Annotated in this window: 19 protein-coding genes; 4 read left to right on the top strand and 15 right to left on the bottom strand. The window is 65.4% G+C overall.

Translation table 11 applies throughout. The features are described 5' to 3' along the window. Positions 1-86: 86 nt before the first annotated feature. The 11 genes from FM051_RS48055 to FM051_RS48005 all read right to left on the bottom strand — a co-directional run bounded on the left by FM051_RS48055 (position 87) and on the right by FM051_RS48005 (position 7,477). Positions 87-1,376: a site-specific integrase gene (locus FM051_RS48055; protein ID WP_158854427.1), complete on the bottom strand. Its 1,290-nt coding sequence runs from the start codon at positions 1,374-1,376 to the stop codon at positions 87-89. Further along, positions 1,373-1,549 carry a helix-turn-helix transcriptional regulator gene (locus FM051_RS48050; protein ID WP_238413214.1) on the bottom strand — a complete coding sequence of 59 codons (177 nt, stop codon included), beginning with the start codon at positions 1,547-1,549 and terminating at the stop codon, positions 1,373-1,375. The genes FM051_RS48055 and FM051_RS48050 overlap by 4 nt, the downstream gene beginning before the upstream one ends. A 10-nt stretch (positions 1,550-1,559) precedes the next feature. Continuing rightward, the gene (locus FM051_RS48045; RefSeq protein ID WP_158854423.1) at positions 1,560-2,930 is read right to left on the bottom strand and encodes a replication initiator; all 1,371 of its coding nucleotides are present in this window, start codon (positions 2,928-2,930) and stop codon (positions 1,560-1,562) included. A 96-nt stretch (positions 2,931-3,026) separates the two neighbouring features. After that, positions 3,027-3,863: a hypothetical protein gene (locus FM051_RS48040; protein WP_158854421.1), complete on the bottom strand. Its 837-nt coding sequence runs from the start codon at positions 3,861-3,863 to the stop codon at positions 3,027-3,029. Between the two features lie 21 nt (positions 3,864-3,884). Continuing rightward, on the bottom strand, positions 3,885-4,115 hold the full coding sequence (locus tag FM051_RS48035; protein WP_158854419.1) for a transcriptional regulator: 231 nt from the start codon (positions 4,113-4,115) through the stop codon (positions 3,885-3,887). A gap of 18 nt (positions 4,116-4,133) precedes the next feature. Further along, complete coding sequence (locus FM051_RS52795; protein WP_238413213.1) at positions 4,134-4,364, bottom strand: hypothetical protein; 231 nt, start codon at positions 4,362-4,364, stop codon at positions 4,134-4,136. A 214-nt stretch (positions 4,365-4,578) separates the two neighbouring features. Beyond that, a complete protein-coding gene (locus FM051_RS48025; RefSeq protein WP_158854417.1) occupies positions 4,579-5,961 on the bottom strand; it encodes an FtsK/SpoIIIE domain-containing protein in 1,383 nt (460 codons plus the stop codon). Between the two features lie 72 nt (positions 5,962-6,033). After that, positions 6,034-6,255, bottom strand: a complete 222-nt coding sequence (locus FM051_RS48020; RefSeq protein WP_158854415.1) for a hypothetical protein — start codon at positions 6,253-6,255, stop codon at positions 6,034-6,036. Next, positions 6,255-6,515 carry a hypothetical protein gene (locus FM051_RS48015; protein ID WP_158854413.1) on the bottom strand — a complete coding sequence of 87 codons (261 nt, stop codon included), beginning with the start codon at positions 6,513-6,515 and terminating at the stop codon, positions 6,255-6,257. The genes FM051_RS48020 and FM051_RS48015 overlap by 1 nt, the downstream gene beginning before the upstream one ends. Continuing rightward, entirely contained in the window at positions 6,490-6,888 is a 399-nt protein-coding gene (locus tag FM051_RS48010; RefSeq protein ID WP_158854411.1) for a hypothetical protein, read from the bottom strand. The genes FM051_RS48015 and FM051_RS48010 overlap by 26 nt, the downstream gene beginning before the upstream one ends. 196 nt (positions 6,889-7,084) lie before the next feature. Further along, the gene (locus FM051_RS48005; RefSeq protein ID WP_158854410.1) at positions 7,085-7,477 is read right to left on the bottom strand and encodes a hypothetical protein; all 393 of its coding nucleotides are present in this window, start codon (positions 7,475-7,477) and stop codon (positions 7,085-7,087) included. 136 nt (positions 7,478-7,613) lie between these two features. Between FM051_RS48005 and FM051_RS48000 the strand changes: the two genes are divergently transcribed. Further along, positions 7,614-8,012, top strand: a complete 399-nt coding sequence (locus FM051_RS48000; protein ID WP_158854408.1) for a GntR family transcriptional regulator — start codon at positions 7,614-7,616, stop codon at positions 8,010-8,012. A gap of 128 nt (positions 8,013-8,140) precedes the next feature. On the opposite strand, the gene FM051_RS47995 is transcribed toward FM051_RS48000, so the two are convergent. Together FM051_RS47995 and FM051_RS47990 are read right to left on the bottom strand one after the other, a co-directional pair. Continuing rightward, positions 8,141-8,482 (bottom strand): hypothetical protein, encoded by a 342-nt coding sequence (locus FM051_RS47995; RefSeq protein ID WP_238413212.1) that lies wholly within the window; start codon positions 8,480-8,482, stop codon positions 8,141-8,143. Then, positions 8,479-8,808 carry a hypothetical protein gene (locus FM051_RS47990; RefSeq protein ID WP_158854406.1) on the bottom strand — a complete coding sequence of 110 codons (330 nt, stop codon included), beginning with the start codon at positions 8,806-8,808 and terminating at the stop codon, positions 8,479-8,481. Before FM051_RS47990 ends, FM051_RS47995 begins: the two co-directional genes overlap by 4 nt. Before the next feature lie 390 nt (positions 8,809-9,198). Here FM051_RS47990 and FM051_RS47985 point away from each other — a divergent pair, with 390 nt between their 5' ends. Then, on the top strand, positions 9,199-10,437 hold the full coding sequence (locus tag FM051_RS47985; protein ID WP_158854404.1) for a transcriptional regulator: 1,239 nt from the start codon (positions 9,199-9,201) through the stop codon (positions 10,435-10,437). Between the two features lie 24 nt (positions 10,438-10,461). Here the strand turns inward: FM051_RS47985 and FM051_RS47980 are convergent, their stop codons facing one another. Beyond that, complete coding sequence (locus FM051_RS47980) at positions 10,462-11,109, bottom strand: HAD family hydrolase (protein WP_158854402.1); 648 nt, start codon at positions 11,107-11,109, stop codon at positions 10,462-10,464. A gap of 803 nt (positions 11,110-11,912) precedes the next feature. Between FM051_RS47980 and FM051_RS47975 the strand changes: the two genes are divergently transcribed. Then, a complete protein-coding gene (locus FM051_RS47975; RefSeq protein WP_158854400.1) occupies positions 11,913-12,080 on the top strand; it encodes a YegP family protein in 168 nt (55 codons plus the stop codon). A 293-nt stretch (positions 12,081-12,373) separates the two neighbouring features. Beyond that, on the top strand, positions 12,374-13,201 hold the full coding sequence (locus FM051_RS47970) for a hypothetical protein (RefSeq protein ID WP_158854398.1): 828 nt from the start codon (positions 12,374-12,376) through the stop codon (positions 13,199-13,201). Here the strand turns inward: FM051_RS47970 and FM051_RS47965 are convergent. Then, positions 13,183-14,412, bottom strand: coding sequence for a DNA cytosine methyltransferase (locus tag FM051_RS47965; RefSeq protein WP_158854396.1), 1,230 nt, complete (start codon positions 14,410-14,412; stop codon positions 13,183-13,185). The genes FM051_RS47970 and FM051_RS47965 overlap by 19 nt on opposite strands. Positions 14,413-15,157 lie beyond the last annotated feature (745 nt).

Below are 15,157 nucleotides of genomic sequence, written 5' to 3'. Positions count from 1 at the left end.
AACCCGCCGGCACCCGGCCGACAACGGGCCACCTCGACCATGCCGAACACCGAAAGGAGGACCCGCAACAGTCACTGGTCACGGTCTCAAGCCAGGCCGTCACCCACACGAAAGATCCGGGCTAGCCAGGTCGAAACCGCAGCGTGGCGCAGGGCGTACGGCTCATCGGCGAGAGGCGAAGCGGCCTGGGCGGGCGACAGGCCGACCAGGCGCACCCGCTGCCATGCTTTGGTGTAGACCGAGGAGTAGATCGGCTCAGCGTTCTTCTGCCCCCGGAAGAGACGGCCGTCCGGCGTGGTGCCGAACCGGTCGAGATGCCATCGGAGGATGGCTACGAGTGCGGGCGGAATGGGTACCGGCCGAGTAGCCCCGTCAGGCCGCCGCTTCAGGTTGCGTTCCTCCCAGCTCGCGCCCGAGTCCGTGTAGCGCCGCGCCCCGGCACGGGTTGCGGATTTCTCCAGGAGGAGTTCACCCCAGCCGGTTTCGGGCAGCTTGCAGTCCACCTCACGCAGCCGATTGACCTCACCGGGCCGTAGACCCGCGTAGTACATCGTTGCGAAGAACCCGTACAGGTAGTCGTAGTTCCCCGGTCGCCGCCCCGTGTAGGTGACGGCCGCCAGGAGCTGACGCGCCTGTTTCGGATTCACGACCGACCGAGGATCGACCTCGCCAACCGTGCCGTGGCTGCTCACGCGCAGTCCTGCCAGCGGGTTGACGGTCAGCTCACCGACCTTCACCGCGTACCCGAGCAGCAAGCTGACGATGGCGCGGCGGGACTTCGCCGTCCACGCGGTAGTGGCCTTCCCGTCGAGCTTGCGCGCCAACGCCCGCAGGACCTTGTCCAGCTCGATGCCGTCCGCCAGCTCGCGGGCTGGACGCGAAACAGCCTCGATCCACTGGGCTGCCGCTTCCTCCTCGTCGGTCAGCTCGTGAGTTCGGAGTTCAGCCGGAAGCAGCACGTACATGGTCAGCGCCCGCCTCAGCACCCTGGCGGTGGGTGCCCCACGTTGCGAGCTGACGAACGAGGCAACCGGGATTGCGCAGGCATCCACGTACCGCTTCCGCGTGTTGGGTGCGGCCCCGTCCCACTCGTGAGCGATGAACTCGCGGGCGAGCTGCAACAGCGACCGCGCCGACTTCGCCTTGATCTCCGACTCTGGGAGACCGGTCACGACATCGAACGCTTGGCCCTCACGCGCCGCCTGGACGAGTTCGTTGCGCCGGTTGTTCGCCAGCGCCTTGGTTCGGTACCACTCGGAGTGCTCTTTGCCCGCCGTGATCCAGCGGACACCGTAGGGCTTGGGTCGCTTCTTGCCGTTCTTGTCCGGCTTGAGGGTCTTCAGCTCCCAGATGTTGACCTTGTAGGTGAGGTTCACGCGGCCTCACTCCTCAGCGTCGCCAACCAGGCGTTGTAGTCCGCGCCGGAGATGCGGAGCGATCCGTTGGGCAGCTTGTGGGCGACCGGAGCGGCACCGGGGATCTGCCGCCATTTGTAGAACGTGTCTTTGGAGATGCGGAGCTTGGCGCAGAACTCGGCCACGGTGAGCATTGCGTCGGGGTCAGGCAGCGGCGACAGATTCATCGGTGTCCCCCTCTCGGGCGTACTTGCGCTGGCGTTGTGCTCGGAGGCGTTCAGCGATGCCGGAGGCCAGTTCGCGCTCTGCGTCGTTGGCGTAGCCGGAGCCGGCATAGGCCCAGTCGTTGACGACGATCACCGACTCGGCGTCGAGGCCGAGGCGTTCGAGGGTTTCGGCCGCGCGGAAGGCGCGCCGGTCCTCGCGGATGCGCTTGAAGGTGGTCGAGTAGTGCTTGGACTTGGTCAGGAAGTGGCCGCGGAAGCCGAGCATGTGTGCCCATTTCCGCAGGTTGAGGTTTTCGTAGAAGTGCAGGTCACCGAGGTCCCAGGCGGTTTGGATTACGCGGCGGTGGTGGTCGGAGACCCGCAGGTGGTCGATGTCGAGTTGCGACTTGATCGGCCGGTCCGGGGTGTCCCTGGCCCCGGTGCCCTTGGTGGCGTACTTGGCGACGTAGGCCGCGAGCCTGCCGTCACTGACCGTCCCGGCGTCGTCTTCGACCTCGTGCGCCGAGGCTGCCCGGATGGGGCGTACGTCGACCTGTTCGCCCCAGACCAGGCCGAGCACGGTGCCGTCAGGGCGGTGTGTCTCGACCTGGACCGAGCGGGCGGCGGCTCGAACTGCGTGGTCGACCAGGTCCACGGTCGCCCAGGAGGGCGCCGGGTCGGTGGAGCCGTCCGGGCCGTCGATGCGGATGACGGCGTGGAAGTGGACCAGGCCGCGCCGTTGGTACTCGGCAACCTTGGCGTAGGAGAGTCGGGCGTGGTGCTTGAAGTCCCGCACGGTCAGCCCAGCCGCACGAGCCAGGGAGCGGCGTAGGGCGATGGTGAACCGGTGCCAGAGCTTCCCGGCGTGTGCCTGCCAGAGGACCGCGCCGATGTAGTCGTAGCCGTCCGGGTCGACCGCGCCGCCGATGCGCGGGTCGTCAGGGTGGTGGAACTCGCTGCACCCGGTGCACGGCCGGACTTTGCCGCCGGCGGTGGTGGTGGGCCGGTTGTGGACCGCGCCGAAGGACGGGGCGGTGAGGGTGGCGAAAATGCGCGGCTTTTCCGCGACGCTTACGGGTACGTCCTTGCTGCCGCCGGACAGGCCTGCCCGCATCAGGTGGAAGGCGTCGGCCGCGTAGCGGTCGGAGCAGGCTTGGCAGACCGAGGCGCGTCGGTTGCCGCAGGGGACCATGACGTCTCCGCTGAGGTGGGCCAGGACTTTGGAGCTGTCGAGGTTGTGGAGTCGCCAGGCTCCGAACAGGCGGATGGGTGCGGCGCATCCGCCGGTGGCGGTGACCTTGTCGCGCCAGTCCCGGTAGTCGGCCCGCTGGACCCGGTCGGCAATGCGGTCTTGCAGCGTGAGGACCAAAAGGCTCCCTCCTTCCGGTAGTGGTGGTGAACGACGAGAAGGCGGGGCATGACCGGGTGTTCGTCGGTCATGCCCCGCGACGTGGTGGCGAGTTGGTCAGGCTGCGGCGTTGAGCTGGTCGGCAAGCGTGGCCGCGTAGGCGTCGGGGACGTTGACGGCGGCTTGCACGTCGGCCGGGGTGACGGCGCGGCCCTGATCGCGGACTTCGGCCGCCTTGCTCGTCAGCGCGGCTTGCAGGTGTGCGGGCAGCTTCAGCGCGGTACGAGGCACCTCACGGACAGCGGGTGCGGCCGGTACCGCCGGGGCCGTCGAGGGCGCGGTTGTGGGTGCGCTGGTGACCGGAGTGGCCGCCGGGGTGGTGGTTCGTGGTCCGGCGTCGGCCATCACGCGGTCACGGGCGGCGTTGCAGCGGTGCTGGATGACCGGCATGACCTCCGCGATGAGGAACACGACCAGCGGCACCACGACGTGCAGGAACACCACGCCGTACTCGACCTGGCCGGACGGCGGGCGCAGCGATGACCACACGTTGGTGACCAGGGGCGCGCCGAGCAGAAGCCGTTTGAGCCAGACGACCGGCGCGGCGTCGACGTCCAGGCCGCGGGACAGCATCTCCGCTTCCCAACGCAGCAGCGTGACGAGGATGCCCGCCAACGCCGGCTCTACCAGCCACGCGCCCCACCACAGCGCGTCTGCCGGGGACAGGTGTCCGGCGAGGAACTCGTGGACGCCGGTGGTGGTGAAGCCCAGGCCCAGGGCGAGGAAGAACCACATGGACCGGGTGACCGAGACGCGGAAGCGCTCCAGGCGGACCGCGTGCAGCAGCGGGTCCGAGGTTAGGTCATGCAGTTGGTGGGACTCGGCAAGACGAGCACGCAGCTTCTGCACCGCGCGGGTCTCGGTCCGGTCATCGGCTTTGCGCCTGCGGGACAACGGTTCACCTCCTCACGGGTGTCACCGCTCGACCGGGACGACGTCGAACAGGTCGTGGAACTGCATCGGCGCGAGCACCAGCAGCGCGCCGCCGATGAACGCCGGTCCGGGCTGCAGTTCGCCGGCCAGCACCCGTGCCACGGTGGAGCGGTTGACCTGCATCGCTTTGGCGAGCGCGTAGGCGGATCGGAATCCGGCGAGCCGGGCGGCCTTGGTGAACGCATCGGTGCGGAGCCTGATCGTGTAGGGCATGGCCGGCGGCGATCCCGGTCACGCGGCCACGGTTCCGGCGACGCGGTGACGGGCAGCCACCGCGCGGCCGAGGTGGACCAGACGGGCGACTTCCTCGAAGGTCACCGGCTCGACCACGAGCGGGACCAGGCGGAACGGGCCGAGGGTCACCGCGGACTGCCCCACCGGGGCCGCGCCGAGGTCGGAGACGTCCGCCGAGGCGGTCAGGCCGAACGTCAGCCCCGCCCCGTTCCGCGCAGTGGCCGCCACGGTCAGCGTGTGGTCCGGGCGCAGCGTCCACGTGAGCGTGACGCCGTCCAGGCGGGAGACCCACAGCAGCAGTGCGGCTGGAGATGACCAGCCGGTCCGGCCGAGGCAGGCCGGTGGAGCGCATGAGCGAGCGCAGGGTGCGGATGATCCGGTCCAGCGACCGCGAACTGTTCGAAGGCATGACAAGGCTCCAGACGCGAGAAGTGAGATGAGGTCAGGCGACGACGCGCAGACTCGAACCGGAGTCGGCCGGACCGGCCTTGACGAAGGCGACCAACTCGTCGATGTCCCGATCGGTGGTGTAGGCCGCACGTACCCGCCGTGGCGTGCGGGAACGGGGATCGACGCGGAAGCCGATACCGGCGCTGGACTCGTCGGCCGGGATCTCGTCCGCGATCGCGCCGCGTTCGCGGGCACCGTCGCCCAGGACCATGTCCGGGTGCCGCTCCGAGGTCACCCGCAGACAGACACGGTGCGGGAGCAGGTCCCGGATCGGGAGCACGTCCTTGGACGGTTCCTGTACGTAGACGTCGAGGATGTCGTTGGTGGCGCGGCCCATCGAGGAGATGACGGCGCAGGCGTTGGTGATCTCGTGCGCGTACTCGGAGTTGTAGGACATCAGGAAGCCGACCTCGTCGAGGATCAGCCAGTCGACCGGGTGCTCACGCGACACGGGGACCGACCGCTTTCCCTTGCGCTGCAGCCGTTTCTGCTTGCGTTGCATGTTGTCCACGAACCGGGCGATCAACTCGGCGCAGTCCTCCGGATTGTCCGCGTACCGCCCTTCGAGGATCGGCTTCAAGGCGACGAACTCGAACAGCTTCGGGTCACACACCCACGGCCGCACCAAGCCGTCACGGATCAGCGGAGCGACCGCGCGCAGCTTGGCCATGACCACGGAGTTCTTGCCCGCACCGGTCGCACCGGCCGTCAGGTGGTGGGTTCCGGTCAACGGCTCCCGCCACTCCCCACCCAGTTCGGTCTCCCCGAGGCACAGCGACCGCAGATTCACCGCGTCGGAAGACTCCGGCATGGCCGGGGCCGGGATCACCGAGGTGAACGGTTCGTCGCGCTGGACGATCAGCACGACCTCACCGGGTTTGCCCTGCTCGACTGCGACCCGTTCGGCCTTCAGCGTCGCGGCCAGCTCCGGCAGCACCTTCGCGAACGCCCGCAGCGCCTGGCCGGGCGCCAGCCGCACCCGGACCACGTCGATGGACGGCGACCAGGACCGCACCCGCAGCACGCGCGGCACCAGCAGTTCCCCGGTCCGGTGGTGCACCGTGGTCAGGCCGCACGAGCCCATCAGGTTCACCCACCGCCGCCCGGTGTAGGCACCGGCCCAGCGCCGCCGCCAGGCCCGCAGTACCGGTGCGGCCCACACGTCGAAGGTGTCCGGGTGCCCCCGGTACCAGGCCGCCGTCCCCAGCGCCAGACCGCCGAGAACGGCGCCGGTGACCTGCGGCCCCAACTCGACCACCGACGCCCCGAGCCCACCGGGGCCGACCAGGGCACGGGGATGGCGGACCAGCCACCGCGCCGCGCGGAATTCCCAGCCGACCGAACGTCGGGACGCGCCCGAAGGCGAATCAGTCATCAAAACTCCCTTTGGACACGACGACGGCCGACCACCAGGCAGTGATCGGCCGTCGCCTCGAACGAACAGGGGTTACTTGCGTGGACCGCCCCGCCGACGCCGCCGAGCGGACGCCGGTTCGAGCTGGGACCGGGAGTAGGACAACGAGGTCCGCAGCACCGCGACCGACCGCACGAACGTGTTGTGATCGGCCTTGAAGCCCTCCCGCCGGAACGGGACGTCCACCATCGCCTGACGCAGGTTCCGCATCGCCTTGTCCAGACAGTCCAAGGCCGTGATCAATTGCTGCGACATCAGACCTTCCACTCCCGGGTCTTCAACTCGGTCTCGTACTGGACCGCCCGGTCCTTCAAATTGGTCAGGCTCTGCTGAACCGTGACCAACAACTTCCGCAACTCATCGGGCGGAGTGACCCGCCACGCGCCGGGCGGAGCCGGGTTCTCCCGCATCGTCGCGATCAGCTTGTCCAACGGGCCGAACTGCTCGGTCACGAAATCGATCGCGTTGACGAGATTCGCGTACCGCTGCTCAGCCCGCTTGTTGCTTCCTGCCATCGACACCCTCTTCTTCACACCGAGACCGTCCGGTCAACTCCCGGTAGGCCTCCGCGACTTCGAAGCCCGATTCCGTCAGGAGTAACAGGTTCACGCGGGCACGCACCGCCCCCGACCGCAACACCAACTCCTGCGGCACCAGGAAGATCAAGCCCCGGTTCCCCAACTGGTGGACCGCCGCCGTCTCCCACACCGTCGCCGGACGCATCGCGTCCAACCCCACCGCGCGGAACACGCGCCGAGAACGCACGGTCAGCACATAGCCGTCGCTCCGGGCATGGATCCGGTCCAACACGGTCATGATCTTCTGGAACTCCTCCCCTCGGGGAATCCTGATCTCGGTCTTGACCGGGTACTCGTCGACTTTCGGCACAACCCACCTCCGATGTACGGGGACCACGGCGACCCCGGAACCGACAACGCGACTCCGGGATCACCGAAAACCCCGGCGCACCACACGAATGCGCCGGATTCGGGCATGGCTCTACCCACTGTGGAATTGACAAAGATCAAGCAGCCCGAAAAGGCTTGGACGAACCGATTGGACGACGACGGAAAACGGCGGGCCGTCAGGCCGCGTTACGGACCGATCGCGCCACGGGCTTCAAACCCGCCGCCTTGAACCACAGGCCGGCCGAGGCGATCTTGCGCGGGTCCACCCGGTCGGGGATCTCGTAGGTGTTCACCACCGCGTTGACCAACTCCACGTACATGCCCTCCTCGAACCCCTCACCGGGGTCACCGGGCAGATTGACGCGGATCTCCTCACCCTTGCCCGCCTTGCGGCCCTCCGTCGGCAACGGCTTGGCGAACAACGTCACCACGTACTGCACCTCACCCGAGACGCGATCGACCACCGGCGTCACCGTGCCGTCCTCGGCCTCCCGCATCTTCGCGGCCGGAGCCTCCGTGATCATCAGCCGGTAGCCGTTGAGCATCACCGGCAGGTCCTGAAGCGCCATCCGTGAAACCTCCACTCCTGCGGCGATCGGTCACCGCTCTCTGTCGCTACAACCAACATAGCTAGTAGAGCTAGAGGAGACACTACGCCGATCGGGTGACTTTCAACAGTGCTAGCTCTGTCGCTACAGTCTGTGTATGGCCGCAGACGCAACGGACCGCAGACCCGCCTACCAACAGATTGCAGAAGACCTGCGCCGTTACATCGCGTCCGACGAGATCCAGGTCGGGGACAAGCTCCCGTCACTGACCGAACTCCAGACCAAGTACGGCCGAGCCGTGATGACCCTGCAGAAGGCACTGGACCAGCTTCGCAACGAGGGCCTGGTCATCTCCCGCCAGGGCGAGGGCACGATCGTGGTCAAGAAGCCCGAAGCCCATGCGGGGGACGAGGAGCCCTCACCGCATGAGCTTCGGCAGATGTTCGACCGCATCAACACGGTCCTGGACGACCTCAGCCGGCGCGTCGCCGCTGTCGAGACTGAGATTTTCGGCTCCAGGCCAGACGATCCTCAATCCGACTCAACCGCTCACTAAGATCATCCAGACGCGCCAGGAGTTCAGCGGACTTGGCACGGAGTTCCCGCCAGTCCTCGGCAGTCCACTCGCCTTCTTCAGACACCACGCCCCCTTGCCCCGTCCTGTCGAACCCGGCCCCTCCGCTGCTACACCGAACAGACCGCGACCTCCGGCGTCTCCGACTCCACACGCCCACCCGACTCCGGCAGCCAGACCAGACGCGCCCTCAGGTGCCGGCGTTCGCTGGTGAACAGGTGCAGGGCGTTCTCCGGCTTCTCCAGACTCATGCGGGAGTGGTCATCCACCGCGAACACCTCCACGCGCCCGTCGAATGCCAAGCCCCACGCCGCGACCCAGCCGTCAAGGCGTTCCCCGAACTCCTGCACCACCGCGAAAACCCGAGGCGCGGACGTGACCGCCATGGTGTCCAGCAGTGCAGCGAACTCCGCTTCGCCGCACAACGGCTTCAAGCCGTCGGCCTCGTTCACCGGTCAGCTTCCTTCTCGTCGTGACCGCTCAGGACCGTCAACGCGTCCACCTCTTCAGGCGTCGTTCCCAGCAACGCGCTCAAGTGCTCGAAGTCGAGCGGAGCCAACTTCGTGAGCGCTTCACACCGGTTGGCGAACTGCGTGGCCGACTCGGCCAACTCGCGGGCGAAGTTGATCGCGAGCTGCGCCCCGCCCTCACGCCCGGCGATCTGCACCGTCATCCGCGCATCGCCGGACGAGATCACCAGGGACGGATGCCCCTGCGCCCGTTCAACCAGCGCCGACTCGGCGTCCTCCTCCGGCTGGAGGAGCAAGTACAACCCCATTGGCCTTACCTCCGTGTACACCTGGGACTAGCAAGACCAGATTCACGCGAACGGAAGATCGATCCCATACGAATGACCACTGGGAATAGTGGCGTCACCACTAACCGCAGGTCAGCGACGTAATGGCAGAGCTACACTCCGACATCGTCAGAGCTTCATCAGGGGGTGACCAAGGCAGTGACCACATCCAAACGTCGCTGCCGCACCTGCGACACCCTGCTTGCCAGTGACAACCGGGGCGCACAGTGCGGAAGGTGCGCCGCAGCCACTACACACCACGCACCCAAGCTGCCACCAGAGTTCTGGACTCAGGCCACCCTGCGTGAGGCGTTCGAGTCACGCAACATCGGCCAGATCTTCCGCGCCTACCGCCAGGCCCAGAGTCCCACGGTGCCGCAAGCCACCCTCGCGGCCTGGCTCGACCTCACCCAGGGACGCGTCAGCGAAATCGAACGCACCCGCCGCCCGGTCACCGACCTCGAACGCCTCGAACGGTGGTGCAATGCGCTCCACGTGCCGCACCACCTCCGGTGGTTCAACGGCGGCGTGCGCGAAGTCCACGACGTCCAGGACCTGTACGCCAGCCGCACAGTCGATCCGAGCCCCGCCTTCACGGCCCACCAGACATGGGCGCCGGGCGACCAAGGCGGCTCACCTCAGGCCTCCCCGGAACTGGACATCGTCCACGTCGGCATCCCACGCCTGCGCCGCTCGCTCGACATCCTCGACCTACCCGACGACGGCCCCACCCGAAGCTTGACGGAGCTGCGCGCCGACGTCGCCCGAATGAACGAGCACCGCCTCGAAGCGCGCTACGGCGAACTCGTGCGCCACCTACCAAGCCTGATCAGCGAACTGGCCCGCGCCCGCCAACTCCTCACCGCCACCGACCGGCGTCACGTCGCTTCCCTGCTCACGCTGGCCCTCCGCGCCGCCGACGGCGTGGCCTACAAGTACCGCTACTTCGACCTGTCCGCCCGCCTCATCGACCTCATGCGCGCGACCGCCCAGGAGTCCGAGGACCCGTTGCTGCCGTCAGCGGTGTCCTACGTGCGCACCGAAACGTTCTTCGCCAGCGGCGACCTGCACACCGCCGCCCGTGCCCTCGACCAAGCCGCGGACCAGATCCCCACCCGAGACCTGAAACAGGCCCCGACCGCAGCGGCGTTCGGCTCACTCCACATGCGCGCCGCAGTCGTGGCCGCGCGATCGGGCAAAGCCGACATCGCCGCCGACCACCTACTCACGGCCCGCTACGCCGTCCACGCCGCCCCGGAAGGCGTCTACCACGGCACCGCATTCGGCCCCGCCTCACTGCGCATCCACGAGCTGGCCGTAGCCGCCGAGCTACGCGACCCGGCAGGCATCCAACGAGCCGCCACCTGGCACCCACCACACGAACTACCCGCCGAGCGCCGCTCGCACTACTACATCGACCTGGCCAGAGCCCAACTCGACCTCGGCCACCACGAAGACGCCTTCATCTGCTTGCAGGCCGCCCGCCAAGCAGCACCCGAACACACCCGCGCCCACCCCCAGGTACGCCAAGCCCTCTCGGTGTTGCTGCGCACCCATCCGTCGCTCAGCTCCGGCCTGCTCGACCTGGCCGCGTGGGCCGGCGCTCGCTGAACCAACGCACGTTGGGCTACCGGCTCACGAAGCGGCCAGCAGCTCCGGAAGATCGTGCAGCGAGTCGATCACCCAATCAGCATCACGACGCACCAACGGATCATCAGCCCACAGGTAACCCCACGGCCCACGCCGGATCAACGCGGTACGCAACCCCGCCGCCTTCCCCGCGACGACGTCGTTGTCACGGTGATCACCGACGTAGAGCACGTCACCAGCCGCCACCCCAGGCGTCATGTCCACAACCCGCTCGAAAAACTCCGGCGCAGGCTTGGCCACGCCCCACTCACCAGACGTGGCGATCCCGTCCACCGGCAGTCCCAATCCCCGCAGCAGTTCGGCCGCCCGAACGGTCTGGTTACCCGCAACACCAACCCACAGCCCAAGCTCCCGCAACCGAGCCAGCCCGGCCCGCACATCCGGGTAGAAGTCCCCCTCCTCGATGCGCTCCCCGAGCCCAGCCTCCTCCCGCAACCGCCGCTCATGGACAACGTCGAACCCAGGCCGGAAGTACTGGAACGTCTCAGCGTTGTCCCGCCCCGCCGCAGTAACCGCACCAAGCACCGTCGAGAACGTGTGCCGAGACACTCCGATCCAATCCGCCCAAGCACCCCACTCCCGCGAGTCGTCCAACAACGTCTCACCCACGTCGAACACCACCGCGCGCACCATGCCCTACTCCTACGGCATCAAGGCTCACGCGACAACGCATGGCCTCAGCGTGTGACATATGGCCTGACTTCGGTGTTCAGAGTTTCTTTTCTTCATCAAGGCGGCCCCTGCGGGGCCGCTGGCGGGCCGCGCGGCACCACCCCCGCCGCGCAGGTCTCTTTCCGGCCCTCTCCCAGCAGCCCCGCCAGCGGGCGTGCGGCCTCCGGCCGGTCCCACGCGGGGCTGCGGGCCGGGACCGCGCAGCGGGCGAGGAGCAGCCCGCCAGCGACCCCACAGCGTCCGCAGAAGCCAAGATCATGTCCTCGCCGGACGGGCAGGCCAACAGGATGACCGGAGGACACCGACAGCTCGCGTACCAGCGGGGACCGGGGTTCGTGTCATCCCGCCGACCTCCACGAGGGCAACCACACGCGTCAAGGGGGCAGACCCAGCCCAACAGTCCGGAATGGACAGAGGTGCCCCCTTGACACGCGCGGTTGGGGCGAGCCAGGTCGACGGGATGACACGAACCCCTTCTTCGTGAAGAGACACAGGGTGTCACCCGATCGGGTGGGTTTCCACGTCAGGCCCGACTGAGGAGGTCCGTGCGGGTACCTGCGGATGGGTGAATTACAAGCCTGTAATCCCAGGTCAGCTGGCTGCAACCGTGGCCGATGGACACGCTATAGGCTATCTACTGTCTGTAGTAGCACTACATGTAGTGCAAACGGCAGTTCGAAAGACTTGCGTCCAGTTGAGATGTGCCTCACGCTTCCGGACCAGTGGCTGATCACAAGGCGTGGTCAGCCCGGAAGGGGTGAGGCATGGTTTTCAAGATCCTTCGATCAATGTCTAACCAGTGGTTCTTCCGGATCGTCGCTCGCAACGGCGCGACCCTGGCGCACAGCGAGAACTACTGGAACAAGACGGATGCGCGCAGTGCGGCGCAGACGATCATCGACCAGGCTGGTGGTGGTCGGATCGAAGAGTAGTAACCCTTCCTGGAAGGAGGCCCCGTCGTCCGAGGTGTTGGCAGCACCTCGGACGACGGGGCCTCTTCGAGGGTAACTGGTCTCCGGGTGGCTGTCGGTCCGGTTGACTCTTGCGGGACAACCACGGGACAGTGCTGCAACAGGTTCGTGTCATGCCACTGTTTCGGCTGCTCGCGTAACCCGTGCGTCACACCCCGAGCCCCGCACGATGGACCTGTGAAGGTCGTTTCTTACCTCCATACTGTGACGTCGGCAACGTGGGACGTCCACGCGCATGGCTATGATCCTCGGTCATGCTTGGACAAGAAGGCGCACCCTCCCTCTATACAGAGGTGATGACAGGGCTTGATGGACTTACAGAGAGCCAGTTGCAAATGGTCGCTTCAGTAGTCCGCGCGCTCCGCATCCCTGTGGAATTTCTTCAGGAAAACAAAAGCGATTTGGTGGATTCACGGTTCGCGGAGGTCGTAGCGAACTTCTTGACTCTTCACCATGCGCTTCATGAGGAAGCTTTTAATAAGCGCCCCTTTGAATATCTGTTGAAACAGTGTCTCAATGCTCAAGGCCACGAATCCCGACTGAACCCCACACCCGGAGAGTTTGCATACGACGTAGAAGGTGGCGGATATCGGTGGTCCCTAAAAACCGAGGCCGCTCAAGGGATATCCGCAAAGCAGGTGAAAATCGAAAAGTTCATGGAGGCGCGCTGGGTTCGCGATTGTCCGGACTCCGAATCATGTGCCGCGGCAGTCCGGGAGAGATTGCCGCAGCACATGAACGGATACGACCGCATCCTTATACTTCGCGCCTTTGCGAGAAGTGACGATACGGTCTACAGGCTGGAAGAGATCCCCAAGGATTTTCTCGTTGAGTGCTTCAAGTCGGCCACAACCGAAATGTTCGAACGACGGTCCAGCTCCAAAGGTGCACGATCAGCTCTGAGCTTTGGAGCGGACTTCTTTCGAGGCGGGCACTCGTCGAAGGCATTTCGGATTCTACTTGACTCTAGCGTGGAGAAAGTGCGACTGTGGTACCAAGTTGATCACTGCATCCACCATGGCACATGGGTAGTGCCGCGCGCCGGTGCAGGGAATTTGCAACTTTACACAAGGGTGAGCTGAGTCGCCTGGCCGTCCCGCAATTCAATATCAGCAGTAGATAGAGAAGTTCCTTCGAGCATGATTTGTCCGATGTCGGGCTTCAAGCCAGTCATGATCCACTGAGCCAGCCAGGCCAGCTGGTAAGAGATTAGTGGCGGGACCGCGTCTCCGATCTGTCGATAGAGGTTCTTCCTGCTGGCGCCAACGAAGCGGTATCCCTTCGGAAAGCCTTGCAGGATCGCCAGTTCACGTACTGTGCACTGGCGATCCTGCTCCGGATGGGCGTATCGCCCATTCCCTACGTGAGAGCACTCTCGCTTAATAGTCGGCGCAGGCCGATCCCACGCCATGCGTCCGTAGACATCACGGTAGCTGTTGGGACGTCCTATTTTGACAGCCCTCAACATCGAGGGAATTAGATACTTTTCCTTGTCGGGATCGCCAATGAGATCGGGCCAACTTCCGCCGTTCTTTGGCATGGCTCGAATTCGACCAAGGGACTCACCTGCGAGAGTGGTGCTAGTGTGGTTCGGGTCGTCAGGATGCGTTTCCCCAGTCAATACTGGAGGCAGGTGTCCGATGGCTCGCCTGACAGTGATCGCTTCCGGCTTGACTCGATATCCACCCCAAAGATCTTCAATCGTACGAAGAGGAAGATCCTTTCGAACCGCAATCACCAATACCCGTTCCCGCATCTGTGGAAGCCCAAAATCAGTAAGCCGATGACTGGATGCGTGAACTTTGTATCCGAGACCCTCAAGCTGGGAGCGAAGCACCGCGAAGTGCTGCTGAAAGCGCCCGCCGATTAGCTGCGGAACATTCTCCATCATAATGATCTTAGGGTGGAGCTCGTGAACAAAACTTGCCACGCGTGCTACCAGAGAATTTCTAGGGTCGTCTTTCGTCCAGTTACTGGACACCGCTCGACTGAAACCGGTACAAGGAGGACAGGCGAGCAGAACGTCAAGCTCACTCACTTCCTCGGGAAGGATGCGGTTTGCAAGTTCGTCTGGCTCAATAATTGAGAGATCAACCGCAAGCGGCTCGACCTTCATGTTTTCTTTGTAGGTGGCATTGCAGCCAAGAGCGCCATGCCCCGTGCTTGGCTTACCTGTCTCGACATCTGCTGCTCCTACGACCTCGAACGATGCGTGGGCATGGAACCCGTAGCTCATACCTCCGCCGCCGGAGAAGAGGTCCACGACACTGCTGCCAGCCTGCTCGCTCAACATGCACTCCTCATCGCCTGATGTGTACGGTACGACGAGCTGTCTCCTGCATCTCGCCCCACTGACCCGACGTGCAGTTTGCAAGTGGAAACATCACCTCCCGACTGCTCCTGATCTTGATCGTGCGCCGTGTGGAGTTGACAGAAAGGGCTGCATCGCTCACGTTGCCGTTTGCGATCGCGAACTTCGTGCTCTTCTGCAACTTCCTGGTGTAGCTAGACTGTTGCCCGTGTCGTCCCACGGGCGAGGTGCGCTAGGCGCCGTCTTCCTGTCACTGGCTGCCGGATCGCAGGTGGTAGCAGGTTTTGGCCTGTCTGCGACCTCACATCGCACGACTTGGTTGGTGTTGGTCGTGTTGATGACCCTTGTCGGCGCTTGGCTGTCAGCGACGGCTGTTCGGCCTTTTCTCTCTTCAAAAAACCCCTGACTGCCCCGCGCCCCGCGTGTTTTCACGGGAAGGGGCACCGCACAGGAGCTCGCCGCCGTACAACTCGCGTGCGATAAGCGCAGGTAAGCGGCGGTCAGTACAGGCCGTCTGTGGCGATCGTCCAGCCTGCCCTGTTCAGAGGCCCTACCCGGGCAGGCTGATCGGTTCCCAAGTTGTCGAGGTGTTGAGGATCGCCGCTAGTGCCGCATCAGGCAACGTTCGCCCTGTTGACGACTGCGCGTAGGTGTTCGTCCCGGGCGTGTTTGTTTCGCCAGATGATGTAGCGGCGGATCATGCTGCCCTGCTCTTTGTGGCTGGGGT

The organism is Saccharothrix deserti (genome assembly GCF_009769385.1).
Classification (GTDB): Bacteria; Actinomycetota; Actinomycetes; order Mycobacteriales; family Pseudonocardiaceae; genus Actinosynnema; species Actinosynnema deserti.
The sequence above is the reverse complement of the archived record's forward strand: the minus strand, read 5'-3'. Positions and strand labels throughout refer to the sequence as shown.